The sequence below is a fragment of the Pseudomonas sp. Z1-12 genome (assembly GCF_051132015.1).
Classification (GTDB): Bacteria; Pseudomonadota; Gammaproteobacteria; order Pseudomonadales; family Pseudomonadaceae; genus Aquipseudomonas; species Aquipseudomonas zanjanensis.
Map to the genome: position 1 here is coordinate 5,061,559 of NZ_CP071647.1, position 13,616 is coordinate 5,075,174.

General features: G+C 61.3%; 11 protein-coding genes. 5 read left to right on the forward strand and 6 right to left on the reverse strand.

From position 1 onward, the window contains the following. Window positions 1–9: 9 nt before the first annotated feature. From J3P85_RS21920 to J3P85_RS21930, 3 genes are all read right to left on the reverse strand, one after another. Window positions 10–1,158, reverse strand: a complete 1,149-nt coding sequence (locus J3P85_RS21920; protein WP_434703479.1) for a TDT family transporter — start codon at window positions 1,156–1,158, stop codon at window positions 10–12. 103 nt (window positions 1,159–1,261) lie between these two features. Next, a complete protein-coding gene (locus J3P85_RS21925; RefSeq protein WP_434703481.1) occupies window positions 1,262–1,573 on the reverse strand; it encodes a cupin in 312 nt (103 codons plus the stop codon). Window positions 1,574–1,642: 69 nt separating this feature from the next. After that, entirely contained in the window at window positions 1,643–2,833 is a 1,191-nt protein-coding gene (locus tag J3P85_RS21930) for an MFS transporter (RefSeq protein WP_434703483.1), read from the reverse strand. Between the two features lie 103 nt (window positions 2,834–2,936). Here J3P85_RS21930 and J3P85_RS21935 point away from each other — a divergent pair, with 103 nt between their 5' ends. Then, a complete protein-coding gene (locus J3P85_RS21935; RefSeq protein ID WP_434703484.1) occupies window positions 2,937–3,476 on the forward strand; it encodes a TetR/AcrR family transcriptional regulator in 540 nt (179 codons plus the stop codon). A 384-nt stretch (window positions 3,477–3,860) separates the two neighbouring features. Further along, entirely contained in the window at window positions 3,861–7,331 is a 3,471-nt protein-coding gene (locus J3P85_RS21940) for a hybrid sensor histidine kinase/response regulator (RefSeq protein WP_434703485.1), read from the forward strand. Between the two features lie 175 nt (window positions 7,332–7,506). Here J3P85_RS21940 and rmuC read toward each other — a convergent pair whose 3' ends face one another. Together rmuC and J3P85_RS21950 are read right to left on the reverse strand one after the other, a co-directional pair. Further along, on the reverse strand, window positions 7,507–8,895 hold the full coding sequence (rmuC, locus tag J3P85_RS21945) for a DNA recombination protein RmuC (RefSeq protein WP_186728854.1): 1,389 nt from the start codon (window positions 8,893–8,895) through the stop codon (window positions 7,507–7,509). Between the two features lie 188 nt (window positions 8,896–9,083). Continuing rightward, the gene (locus tag J3P85_RS21950) at window positions 9,084–9,407 is read right to left on the reverse strand and encodes a sel1 repeat family protein (RefSeq protein ID WP_186728746.1); all 324 of its coding nucleotides are present in this window, start codon (window positions 9,405–9,407) and stop codon (window positions 9,084–9,086) included. Window positions 9,408–10,501: 1,094 nt separating this feature from the next. Here J3P85_RS21950 and J3P85_RS21955 point away from each other — a divergent pair. The 3 genes from J3P85_RS21955 to J3P85_RS21965 all read left to right on the forward strand — a co-directional run bounded on the left by J3P85_RS21955 (window position 10,502) and on the right by J3P85_RS21965 (window position 12,904). Then, a complete protein-coding gene (locus J3P85_RS21955; RefSeq protein ID WP_008051046.1) occupies window positions 10,502–10,726 on the forward strand; it encodes a hypothetical protein in 225 nt (74 codons plus the stop codon). A gap of 276 nt (window positions 10,727–11,002) precedes the next feature. Beyond that, complete coding sequence (locus J3P85_RS21960) at window positions 11,003–11,485, forward strand: hypothetical protein (RefSeq protein ID WP_434703486.1); 483 nt, start codon at window positions 11,003–11,005, stop codon at window positions 11,483–11,485. 144 nt (window positions 11,486–11,629) lie between these two features. Then, on the forward strand, window positions 11,630–12,904 hold the full coding sequence (locus tag J3P85_RS21965) for an OmpP1/FadL family transporter (protein WP_434574628.1): 1,275 nt from the start codon (window positions 11,630–11,632) through the stop codon (window positions 12,902–12,904). Between the two features lie 92 nt (window positions 12,905–12,996). On the opposite strand, the gene J3P85_RS21970 is transcribed toward J3P85_RS21965, so the two are convergent. Then, window positions 12,997–13,548, reverse strand: a complete 552-nt coding sequence (locus tag J3P85_RS21970) for a glutathione peroxidase (protein ID WP_186709893.1) — start codon at window positions 13,546–13,548, stop codon at window positions 12,997–12,999. Window positions 13,549–13,616 lie beyond the last annotated feature (68 nt).

A 13,616-nucleotide genomic window follows, 5' to 3' on the forward strand; every position in this document is an offset into this window, starting at 1 on the left:
CTTTAGCGATTATTTCGCCAGCCCTGCAATGCAGGGCGACACAAACAGCTCACCGTGCCAGGCGCCCAGCACCGTACGCCGCCCAACGATCAGCCACATCACCACCAGCATGGCCACCAGCACAGCACCGAACACGCCGAAGAAACCCAGGCCCAGCAGCTCGGAAAGCTTCAGCGTCGTCAGCGCGTACACGCCCAGGGGAAAGGTAAAGCCCCACCAGCCGAGGTTGAAGGGAATGCCTTCGCGCAAATAGCGCGCGGTGATCAGCAGCGCCATCAACATCCACCACAACCCCAGGCCCCACAGCGTGATGCCGGCCACCAGGCCCAAGCCGGCGGCGATGTCGCCCACGCCGGGCAGGCCATTGGCGGCAAAAATCAGCGGGGCATCGTTGCCCAGCAGCAACATGCCCAGGGCACCGGTGCCAATCGGGCCGAGGGCCAGCCAGCTCGAGGCGGCCATATTCTCGTGAGGCAGTTTGTGCAGGGCCATGCGCAACAGCAGAATCGTCAGGATGCTGAACGCCACCGGCAGGGAAAAGGCCCAGAGCACGTAGCTGGTCACCAGCATGACCAGTTGCCCATGGACGTCGGCCAGATGCGGCGCCAACAGCCCGCCGCTGGCCGCCGCGACTTCGGCGGCTACCACCGGCAACAACCACACGGCGGTCATCTGGTCGATCCGGTGTTCCTGGCGAGTGAACATCAAGAAGGGGATCAGCACGCCACAGGCCAGCGACATGGCCACGTCGATCCACCATAACGCCTCGGCCACCGCCACCACGCCCTCCCCCCAGCGCGGCAACCCAAAGATCAGAAAGCCGTTGATGAGGGTCGCCAGCCCCATGGGAATGGTGCCGAAAAACATCGAGACCGTCGAATGGCCGAAAATCCGTCGCGCTTCGTCGAAGAACAGCACCCAACGGGCCGTGTACATGAGGGCGAACACCACGAACAACAGCGTGTTGAACAACCACAACCCTTCGCCCAAGGCGCGCAGGCCCGGCATCTGCGCCGGCCATTGCGCCAAGGCCAGCGCCAGCACACCGGTGCCCATGGTCACGGCGAACCAGTTAGGTGTGAATTGGCGAATGGCTTCCAGCGGCCTGGGCAAATGGCTCAGCGGGCGCAAGCGGTTTTTGGCGGCACAGCATGTCATGGCGAACTCCTGTCCTCGGATGAGGTAGAGCCATGCTAGAGCGGGGTCGAATATCTATATAACGGGTAATTTCTCTATATGTAATCTGTTTTACAGATAAGCGTCAGACGCTGCCCTCGGTTTCGATCACCAGGATTCGCGCTTCGCCCAAAGGCTTGGCGACATGCTCGGTGCCCACCGAGGCGTAGAAAATGTCCCCAACGTCCAGCAGGGCTGCCTTTTCGACACCCTCTTCCCGATAGCACATCCGCACTTGCCCATCGAGCACCACGAAAACTTCCTGGCCGTCGTTGATGTGCCATTTGTACGGCTGGTCGGTCCAGTGCAGGCGCGTGGTGATGCCGTTCATGTTGGCGATATCGAGCGCCGCCCAGGCACGGTCACCGGTGAAGGATTTGCTGCGAATGATTTTCAAGGGGTCCGTCCGTAAGCAGGTTGAGGTGCCAAGACTAACCCACTGCCGGCGGCACCTGCATGCTCGGCTTCAAGGCCGAACGCCATCGCTGAGCGGCTTGATCGATTGGCGTAACCCCAGCAGTGCAGCGGCACACAACACAATCAACACCGCGCCATAACCATCGGTCGTCGGGATCAGGCCGAACACCCGCGTCAGGTTCCCCGCCAGCAACGACGGCAGGCTGAAAGCCAGGTAACTGAGGACATAAAAGGCCGACATCAAGCCGGCTCGTTCATGGGGCAAGGCCAGCGGCATGAGACTGCGCAACGCCCCGAGGAAACCGGCACCGAAACCGCCGCCAGTGATCAGCGTGCCGATAAAGAACAACGGCAAGCTGGCGCCATGCACCGCCACCAGCACCAATGCCAGGCCGATCATCAGCAGGCTCGCGGACGGGCGCAACATTTTATCCGCCTCCTGGTTGCGCAACAGATAGATGGCGAACGCGCCGCTGAGGGTCAGCACCGCCACCAATGCGCCACCGATCAGGTTGGACGTCGATCCGGTGGCCGCCCGCACCAAGGACGGCGCCAGTGACAAGTAGAAACCGCCTACCGCCCAGGCCGCCAGGTCCAATGGCAGAACTCGCCACAAGGCTTGCCGTGCCTGCCGCGGCACGTGCAAGGTCGGGCGCAACGACTGCCAGGCGCCGGGCTGTGGGCTGACGCTTTCTTCCAAGCGCCAGAGATAAATGGCCTGGGCCAGGAATAACCCCAGCAGCAGCCAGTACGTCAGTTGCAACGGCAACGGTGCGAACTCGGCCAACAGGCCACAGCCCAGGGCCCCGCACGCCATGCCCAACAGCGGCGCAACGCTGGTGATCAGCGGGCCTTGGCGACGGTCGAAATCCAGCAAGGCCGCCCCCAGCACACTGGTGGCCATGCCGGTGGCGAACCCCTGGATCAACCGGGCACTGATCAACCAGGCAATGCTGTCGGCGCTGATAAACAGCAGCATTGCCACGATGTTGAGCAACAGCGCCACGAAGATCACCGGTTTGCGGCCCAGGTAATCCGACAGCGACCCCACGGTCAGCAAGGCCGCCAGCAGACTGAAGGCGTACACGCCGAAAATCAGCGTCAGGACAGCCGGGGAAAACCGCAACTGTTCCTGGTAGAGGTGATACAACGGCGTCGGCGCACTGGACGCCGCGAGAAAGCCGAGCAAGGTGAGCGCCAGGAAGATCAGGCTGGCGCGGGTCGAAGCTGGACGGGACATGGGCACGCTCCACAGGAACAGTCACAAAAGCTAATTTTTTGCTTTTGCGGAGTGTGCTACCGGTGTGAGCTTAAAGCAAATTCTTTGTGTTAAGGTCTGACGCATGGCTATTAAAGAAGGTTTACGCCCCGGCGGTCGAAGCGCCCGGGTCCAGGAATCGATTCATTCGGCGGTCCGTGCCCTGTTGCAAGAGCAGGACCGCGCGACCCTGACCGTGCCGCAAATCGCTGCGCGCGCCGGGGTGACGCCGTCCACCATTTATCGGCGCTGGGGCGATCTGCCGGCGCTGCTGGCCGACGTCGCCATCGCCCGCATGCGCCCAGACGGCGAGCCGGCAGACACTGGCAGTTTGCGCGGCGACCTGCGCGCCTGGGCCGAGCAGTACCTGGACGAAATGAGTTCCGAGCCCGGCCGCAACATGATGCGCGACATCCAGGCCTGCGCCACGCCGGGGTATTGCGTGGGGATCATCAGCCGGCAGTTGCAGATCATCCTGGACCGCTACCCCGATGAACCCAATCCGGGCGTCGAGCGGCTGATCAATGTGGTGGTGGCGCCGACGGTGTTCCGCATACTCTTTGCCACCGCGCCGTTGGCGGTAGAAGAGCTGCACCGGTTGGTGGATATTGCGTTGGGTCAGTAAGGCCGCCATCGCGAGCAAGCTCGCTCCCACATGGGTTTCATGGGCGCTCTTAGAAAGAGTGTTCATCCCGGATCCCTGTGGGAGCGAGCTTGCTCGCGAAGACGGTGGCACATTCAATATTGATGCAAGCTGACCCAGCGCTTTCGCGAGCAGGCTCGCTCCCACATGGTTCTCCAGTGGACACAAGATTTGTATCCACCACAGATCCAATGTTGGAGCGAGCCTGCTCGCGAAGAGGCCCGAAAGAACACCCAATAACCCGAGTACTCCCCCACCTGCGACACCCCACCACGCCTCGACCTTGGTCGACACTGACGAACCCGAGCGGGCATGCGAGACTGTCCTGCCGGGCTCAAGCCCCGGTGTCTTTGTCGGGGAGTTTCCATGTCGTTGTCCAGCGGGCTGATCGCCGTTGTCGCCCTGGCCTATATGGCCATCATGTTCGCCATCGCCTTCTACGGCGACCGGCGCAGCACGCCGCTGCCGCCACGGGTGCGGGCCTGGGTCTACAGCCTGTCGCTGGCGGTCTATTGCACCAGTTGGACGTTCTTTGGCGCCGTGGGCCAGGCCGCCGAACAGCTCTGGTCATTCCTGCCGATCTACCTCGGGCCGATCCTGCTGCTGGTGTTCGCGCCGTGGGTGCTGCAGAAAATGGTGATGATCAGCAAGCAGGAGAACATCACCTCCATCGCCGACTTCATCGCCGCCCGCTACGGCAAATCCCAATCCCTGGCGGTGGTGGTCGCGCTGATCTGCCTGGTCGGCGTGCTGCCGTACATTGCCTTGCAACTCAAGGGCATCGTGCTCGGGGTAAACCTGTTGATCGGCGCCGGCGCCGATGCCATGGGCACCCGCGCCCAGGACACCGCGCTGATCGTCTCGCTGATCCTGGCACTGTTTACCATCGTGTTCGGTACCCGCAACCTGGACGCCACCGAACACCACCGCGGCATGGTGTTGGCGATTGCCTTCGAATCCCTGGTCAAATTGTTTGCCTTCCTGGCAGTCGGTGCGTTCGTCACGTACGGCCTGTATGACGGCTTCGACGACCTGTTCAATCAGGCGATGCTCGCCCCACGCCTGGAGCAATACTGGAAAGAAACCATCAACTGGCCGTCCATGGTGGTACAGACCGGAGTGGCGATGATGGCGATCATCTGCTTGCCGCGGCAGTTCCACGTGACCGTGGTGGAAAACATCGAGCCCCAGGACTTGCGCCTGGCCAAATGGGTGTTCCCCGCCTACCTGGCCCTGGCCGCGCTGTTCGTGGTGCCCATCGCCCTCGCCGGGCAGATGATGCTGCCCAGCTCGGTGCTGCCGGACTCGTTCGTCATCAGCCTGCCGCTGGCCCAGGCCCACCCGGCCCTGGCCGTGCTGGCGTTCATCGGCGGCGCCTCGGCGGCCACCGGCATGGTGATCGTCGCCAGCGTGGCGCTATCGACCATGGTTTCCAACGACATGTTGTTGCCGTGGCTGCTGCGCCGCAACGCCGCCGAACGCCCTTTCGAGGTGTTCCGCCAGTGGATGCTCTCGGTGCGCCGAGTGAGCATCGTGGTGATCCTGTTGCTGGCCTACGTCAGTTACCGTCTGCTGGGTTCGACGGCGAGCCTGGCGACCATCGGCCAGATCGCCTTCGCTGCCGTGACCCAACTGGCCCCGGCCATGCTCGGTGCGCTGTACTGGAAACAGGCCAACCGCCGCGGCGTATTCGCCGGCCTCGCCACGGGGATCTTCCTGTGGTTCTACACCTTGGTCCTGCCGATCGCCGCCCACAGCCTGGGCTGGTCGCTCAGCACCTTCCCGGGCCTGGCCTGGTTGCACGGCAATCCGCTGAACCTGCCGATTACCCCGCTGACCCAAGGGGTGGTCCTGTCCCTGGCCGGCAACTTCACGCTGTTTGCCTGGGTGTCCGTGCTGTCGCGTACACGCGTCTCGGAGCACTGGCAGGCCGGGCGCTTCATCGGCCAGGAAATCAGCGCCCGCCCCAATCCCCGCTCGATGCTGGCGGTGCACATCGAAGACCTGTTGCAACTGGCCGCGCGTTTCGTCGGTGAAGAACGGGCGCGGCAAAGTTTCATCCGCTTTGCCTACCGCCAAGGCAAAGGCTTCAACCCCAACCAGAACGCCGACAGCGAATGGATCGCCCACACCGAACGCCTGCTGGCCGGTGTACTCGGCGCCTCTTCGACACGCGCCGTGGTAAAAGCCGCTATTGAAGGTCGGGAAATGCAGCTTGAAGACGTGGTCCGGATCGCGGACGAAGCGTCGGAAGTGCTGCAGTTCAACCGCGCCCTGCTGCAAGGCGCCATCGAAAACATCAGCCAGGGCATCAGCGTGGTCGACCAGTCCCTCAGGCTGGTGGCATGGAATCGTCGCTACCTGGAACTGTTCAACTACCCGGACGGCTTGATCAGTGTCGGCCGGCCCATTGCCGACATCATCCGCTACAACGCCGAACGTGGCCTCTGTGGACCGGGCGAGGCGGAAGTTCACGTCGCCAGGCGCCTGCACTGGATGCGCCAGGGCCGCGCCCATACCTCCGAGCGACTGTTCCCCAACGGCCGCGTCATCGAGCTGATCGGCAACCCCATGCCCGGTGGTGGTTTCGTCATGAGCTTCACCGACATCACCGCCTTCCGCGAGGCCGCCCAGGCGTTGACGGAAGCCAACGAGGGGCTGGAGCAACGGGTGGCCGAACGCACGCGGGAATTGTCCCAACTGAACCTGGCCCTGACCGACGCCAAGGGCACCGCCGAAGCGGCTTATCAGTCCAAGACCCGGTTCCTGGCCGCGGTCAGCCACGACCTGATGCAACCGCTCAACGCCGCGCGCTTGTTCTCCGCAGCGTTGTCCCACCAGCACGACGCGTTGCCGAGCGAGGCCCGGCAACTGGTGCACCACCTGGACAGTTCGCTGCGCTCGGCGGAAGACTTGATCACCGACCTGCTGGATATCTCCCGCCTGGAAAACGGCAAGATCAACCCCGACCGCAAGCCCTTCGCCCTCAACGACCTGTTCGATACCCTCGGTGCAGAGTTCACGGCGCTGGCCCAGGAACAAGGCTTGAAGTTCCGGGTTCGCGGCTCATCCCTGCGCGTGGACAGCGATATAAAGCTGCTACGACGTATTTTGCAGAACTTCCTGACCAACGCGTTCCGCTACGCCAAGGGCCCAGTACTGCTGGGCGTGCGCCGGCGCAAAGGCGAGTTGTGCCTGGAGGTCTGGGACCGCGGGCCGGGCATCGCCGAGGACAAGCTGCAGGTCATATTCGAAGAGTTCAAGCGCCTGGACAGCCACCAGACCCGCGCCGAAAAAGGCTTGGGGCTGGGCCTGGCCATCGCCGACGGGCTCTGTCGCGTGCTGGGCCATAGCCTGCAGGTGCGCTCCTGGCCGGGGCGTGGCAGCGTATTCAGCGTCAGCGTTCCCTTGGCCCAGACGCAAGCCGTCGCTCCGAGCGCCGTGACCGAGCCCAACGGTCATTTGCCAAGCGGCGCGCAGGTGCTGTGCGTCGATAACGAAGACAGCATCCTGATCGGCATGAACAGCCTGCTGACGCGCTGGGGTTGCCAGGTGTGGACGGCGCGCAACCGCGAGGAATGCGAGCGTTGGCTGGCCCAGGGCGGCCGACCGCAACTGGCGCTGGTGGACTTTCATCTGGACGACGGCGAGACCGGAACCGAACTGATGGCCTGGTTGCGCACGCGCATGGGAGAACCGGTGCCGGGCGTGGTGATCAGCGCCGATGGTCGGCCCGAGACGGTGGCACTGGTGCATGCGGCGGGCCTGGATTACCTGGCCAAGCCGGTGAAGCCGGCGGCGTTGCGGGCGTTGTTGAGTCGGCATTTGCCGTTGTAACTTCGGCAAATGATAGCTCCTGTGGCGAGGGAGCTTGCTCCCGCTTGAGTGCGCAGCACTCACAAAAAAGAGGGCCGCTGCGCAGCCCAGCGGGAGCAAGCTCCCTCGCCACAGGGTGCTGTTTTTGCCTTGAGATCTGTTTCAGCCCGGAGGCGGCTTCAGCTTTGGGTTCGCTTCAGCCCTGGGTTTTCTCGCTGGCTTCTTCCGGCAACTCCGGCAGCCCATCCGCATCGGTCATCGCCCGTTCGAGCAGTTCGCTGGGCAAGCTCTTGCTGGCCCGGGCGCCGAGCAGCTTGAGTTGTTCGCTGCGGCTGATCAGGTTGCCGCGCCCTTCCGTCAGTTTGTTGCGCGCTGCGCTGTAGGCTTTGTCCAACTGCTGCAAGCGACTGCCAATCTCGTCCAGATCCTGGATAAACAAAACGAATTTGTCATACAGCCACCCGGCCCGTTCGGCAATTTCCCGGGCGTTCTGGCTCTGGCGTTCCTGCTTCCACAAGCTGTCGATCACCCGTAGTGTCGCCAGCAGCGTGGTCGGGCTGACGATCACGATGTTGCGGTCGAAGGCTTCCTGGAACAGGTTCGGCTCGGCTTGCAGGGCTGCGGAAAACGCCGCTTCGATCGGCACGAACAACAACACGAAATCCAGGCTGTGCAAACCGTCCAGGCGCTTGTAGTCCTTGCCGGCCAAGCCTTTGACGTGAGTTCGCAACGACAGCACATGTTGCTTGAGAGCGAGTTGGCCAATGGCGTCATCTTCAGCCGCCACGTACTGCTGGTAGGCGGTGAGGCTGACCTTGGAATCGACCACCACTTGCTTGTCGCCCGGCAGGTAAATCAACACGTCCGGCTGGAAACGCTCGCCGTCCGGGCCTTTGAGGCTGACTTGGGTCTGGTACTCGCGGCCCTTCTCCAGGCCGGCATGTTCAAGCACCCGCTCCAGGATCAGTTCGCCCCAGTTGCCCTGGGTTTTCTGGCCCTTGAGCGCGCGGGTGAGGTTGGTGGCCTCGTCGCTCAGGCGCAGGTTGAGTTGTTGCAGGCGCTCCAGTTCCTTGCCCAGGGAGAAACGCTCCCGGGCCTCGGCCTGATAACTTTCTTCAACGCGTTTTTCGAAGGACTGGATGCGCTCTTTCAGCGGATCGAGCAACTGGCCCAGGCGTTGCTGGCTGGTTTCGGCGAAGCGTTGCTCACGCTCATCGAAGATCTTTCCAGCAAGCTCGGCGAACTGTGCCCGCAGCTCATCTCGCGAACCTTGCAGGTCATCCAGGCGTTGCTGATGACTTTCCTGTTGCTCGCGCAGTTCGGCCTGCAACGATGCCGCCTGGGCATCGAGCCGGCGCAGCTCGGCTTCCTTGTTGGCGCGTTCAAGGTTCCAGGCGTGGGCCGCATCCCGCGCATTGTCGCGCTCGATCTGCAGCAAATCGACTTCGCGACAGGCCGCGGCAAGCTCCGCTTGCTTGGCGGCGTTGGCCTGGCTCAGGTCGCTGATCTCGTCGCGGCAGGCATCGAGCTGGGCGTTGAGGCCATCGTGGGCCATGTGGGCCGTGGCCAGGCGCTCTTCCAGCAGAGCCAATTCGGTCTGGGCAGTGGCGGCTTGGCGTTGCAGGTGCCAGGCCAGTGCCAGCAACGGCACCGCGGCGCCTGCCAGGCCAAACAACAGGCTGGTCAAATCCATAGCCATGACAATTCCTGCCGATCAAATAAAGCCCGAAGGTTAACCAAGCGGCTGGGGGTTGCCCAGCGCAGTCTGCGATTTCAGTCTTCGATTTCACCGAGGGCCCGGCGGGCACGATCATCGCCGGCCCGGGCGGCCTGGCGCAGCAGGTCGTGGCCGATGCGTCGATCCCGAGCGTTGCCGCATTCACGGCACATCAACTGCCCGAGACGACTTTGCGCAGCCACCACGCCTTCACGGGCCGGTTGCTTGAGCAAACGACCGGCCAAGTGCTTGACGCTGGGGCTGTCCCCGAGCCGCGGGCTGTCGAGCAGCCACTCAGCCACCCGCATCGACATACGCTTGGGTGGGGTAACACCAGAGGGTGCGGAAGTAACAGGATTTGATACTGAGCGAAACTTCATAAAACACTGTGGGACAGATCGGAAGGCGCGCCACTTTACTCCTTTTTTCGTACGGGTAAAGCCGAAAAAAAACCGGCACGCCCGTGCTAGAGCAAGCGCTTGGGACAATCCACAGAAGCTGTGGATAAGTCAGTGGACAACCCACCCTGAAGTCGCGCAAAGCCCTGTGGAACGGGGCCTGCGCTTAAACTGACGATTTTTTCACCAGTAAAAAAAAGCGATGTTTTTCATTGACTTAAATTTTGGATACAGGCACCCACCCCGGATTGTTTCGACATGACAGTAAGGTGACAAGTGGTGCGGCGAGTGTGCACAAGTAACAGCTGAACGGGTTATAACGCTGCGATTTTTTGGCGCATCTGGCGGTATGAAGCTGGGGATAACCTGAGGCCATGGGCGACGCGTGGGTAACCTGACCACACCAGCAGTCGTTGGGATCCCGTGCTACTCCTTCGTCCTTGGATCGGGTTGAAAACCAACACGTGGCGAGGGAGCTTGCTCCCGTTGGGCCGGGCTGGCGCTCCAGCGCGCAGCGGCCCTTTCTTTTGGGGCTGCTGCGCAGCCCAGCGGGAGCAAGCTCCCTCGCCACAGGCCATGCCCGACTTGCTGCCATGGCTCATTTGAATATTTTTTAATCAACACCCTTCCCTTCACAGATTCAATCCGTTAGTATCCGCGGCGTTAGTACCAAGCTGAAAGTCAATTCCGGGTCGAACACATCTCCGCGGTCAGCCATCCTCCAAAGGACGCTCACCGAAAAAAGGAGACCGACCCCCTCGATGGTTTCCAGGTAAACCTTGCGCCAACACAGCCTTCGATCGAATGCGAAGGGTGTTGCCAGGCTCATTACTCTGACCGAACCAACCTGCAAAATTGATCAGGATCTTCACCCCGGGCCCAGAACCTTTGCCCTCGATGTGTTGCCTGCCCTCCTAAGTACCTACCTGCCAGCCCAAGCGCGCACTTTATATAGCGCTCAAACTGGCTGCTTTGTTCCAGTCGGGTTCTTCGTTCGACCAATGGTGGTCGACGTTACTGGAACGTTTTAACGTTGCACGGTTCTTAACCGTGTCATTTGTAGGAACACCCATAACATGTCTACTCAAATCCAGACACAGGATGCCATCCGCACCCTAACCAACGCTTTTGCTCCAATGAACTGCCTGATCATGGCCGCTCGCAAAGGCTGCTTCAGCTTCACGCTGGTCAACGAACACGGCATCGCCCGTCACAGCGAACGCCTGTACCCCGACCAGTACTCCAGCGCCGAACCGCTGCAGGCCGTGATCGAGCGTACCCGTCAGGCACTGGTTGCCTGAGACGCCAGAAAGGCTGAAACGCCCAAGGCCCCGCCCATAAGGCGGGGCTTTTTATTGTCCGAAATTTCTCGATAAAGCGAAACGGCGTAAGCACCAAGGGATATAACAGTTATAACCATTCGCCGAAGATGTTTTAAAAACAGTCCTTTACAGCGGGAATATGACACTACACTTCAAGTCAAGCGGCATGATCCGCTTCTGGCGGGGCCTGGACCGATCCACTGCTGCCAAGCCCACACTCTCCAGGCACCGCCCCTTTCACACTTCGAGGGTTTTATGGGTATCGCTGCCAGCGAACTGTGTCGATATGTGATCCGCCCGACGCTCCTCTACCTGGAGTGTCACAGCGCAACCGCGGAATCCTTGTTGCTGGGTATTGCCGCCAGCCAATCCGCCCTGGGCTCAGCCCTGCATGATCGCCGCGGACATGGCCTGTATCGCATCACAGAGCCCCGACACCAGGCACTTTGGGACCATTACCTGGCGCGGGATCCGGAACGGGCCAGCCTGGTGCGCGGCCTGGCCAGCCAGCACGCCTTTCTCAGCGGCCCGCACCTGGAACTGACCGTCAACCTGCGCTACGCCACCGCCATCGCCTGGCTGTTGGTGGAGGAACAGAACCCCGCGCTTCCCGACGCCGATGACCTGCTGGGCATGGCCCGCATCTGGCGCCAGACCTTTCATCCCCAAGGGCGCCTGCGCGACTTCACCTGCGCTTGGCAAAGCTGTGTTTCACCGCTGAATCAGGTCGCTTGCTGACGGGAAATTTGGAAAGTTCCTACAACGGTCGCGAATCCGGTCGGATTGTCCTACAAAACCGCTCTAAATCAAGCCATCCAGGCTATAGCGCTTGAACGAAAATGTTGGTAATTTTCGCCCCGGTGATCACCAGGAGTTCTAACAATGAAAAAAATGATGCTCAAAACCACACTTGGCCTTGCCGTTACCTTGGCATCCACGCAACTTTTCGCCAGTGGCTTTGCCTTGAACGAACAAAGCATCAGTGGCATGGGCACTGGTTTCGCAGGTCGTTCTTCCTCTGCCGATGACGCCAGCACCGTGTTCGGCAACCCTGCCGGCATGTCGCGCCTCAAGCGCCAGCAAGTCACCGGTGGTTTCGCCGCCATCGATGCCTCCACCGACATCGACGATGCCAGCGGCACCCAGTCCGGTACCAACAAGGGCGACATGGTTCCGCTCACTGGCGTTCCGATGGGTTACTACGTCAAGCCTATCGATGATCAGTGGGCGTTCGGCCTGGGTGTCTACGCACCGTTCGGCTTGATCACCGACTACGAAAATGGTTTCCAGGGCCGGAGTTTCGGCAGCAAGAGCGAAGTCAAAGTCGTCACGTTCCAGCCAACCGTCAGCTATGCCTTCAACGACAAGGTATCGATCGGTTTCGGCCCGACCATCAACCGTATTTCCGGCTCCCTGGAATCGCAGCTCGGCGTGCCAGGCCTGCCTGAGGCCGGCGTGGAGATCAAGGGTGACGATATCGGCTACGGCTACAACATTGGCGTGCTGGTCCAGGCAACGGACACCACTCGTGTTGGCCTGACCTACCATTCCAAGGTCAAGTACAAGCTTGAGGGCCACACTGAAGTGAACCCAGGTGCAGGCACTCCTCCTCCAGTACTGAGTGGCGCACGCTACGACGCTTCGCTGGACATCACCACACCTGAATCGGTGGACTTTTCGGTTACCCAGCAAATCAATGATGCCTGGACCGTCTACGCCGGCAGTACCTGGACTCGCTGGAGTCGCCTGAAAGAAATCACCGTGGAAAACGAAGGCACCAGCACTGGCGGCGGTTTCGTGAACCCTGTTTTCGGCACCATCACCGAAGAACAAAACTGGCACGACACCTGGGCCTACGCCATCGGCACCTCCTACCAGTTGAACAAGCAGTGGGTACTGCGTACCGGCCTGACCTTCGACCAGGCGCCGACTAACAACACCGATCGCTCGCCACGCATCCCGACCGGCGACCGGACCATCTTCAGCCTGGGCGCCGGCTGGAGCCCGACCGAAGACCTGACCATCGACGTCGCTTATTCCTACCTCAAGGAAGAAAAAGTCAACGTCAGCGGCAGCAACGCCCTCGGCCAGTCCTACAGCGCCAAATACGAAAACAGCGCCAACGGTTTCGGTGTGGGTGCAACCTACCGCTTCTAATGCTTCGCGGCGAACCTGAACCTCTCGCCACCTGAAGCAAAAAAAAAGCCCCGCTCTCTGTAAGGAAAGCGGGGCTTTTTCGTGATGGGCAATCAGGGTTTTGAGGCGATGGCCGTCTCCACAGCCTTGATGAAATCCGGATCGTCAGGCTTGATCCGACTGGAAAAGCTGCCAACGACTTTACCCTGGCGGTCCACCACGTACTTGTAGAAATTCCATTTCGGCGCGGCGGATTGTTCAGCCAGGTGCTTGAACAGCGGTATCGCATCCGCACCACGCACCGGCTGTGGTTCGGTCATGGTGAAGGTCACGCCGTAATTGACGTAGCAGACCTTGGCGGTTTCTGCCCCGTCCTTGGCTTCCTGCTTGAAATCATTGGACGGCACGCCCAGCACTTGCAAGCCTTGGTCCTTGTAGCGCTGGTTGAGCGCCTCAAGGCCTTTGAATTGCGGGGCGAACCCACAGAAGCTGGCAGTGTTGACCACCACCAGGGGCTTGCCGGCGAAGCGCTGGCATAAGTCGACGGTTTCCTTGGCCCGCAGCTTGGGCAACGAACCCTCCAGCAACGGCGGGCAGTCGGCGGCCCAGACTTGCCCGGTCACAGCCAGCAACAGGGCGGGAACAGCAAACCAGCGCATCAACATGTCGGTATGTCCTTAAAAACGTGTCAGACCACGACGTTACTCGCCGCGTCCGATGCCGTCCATTGTTC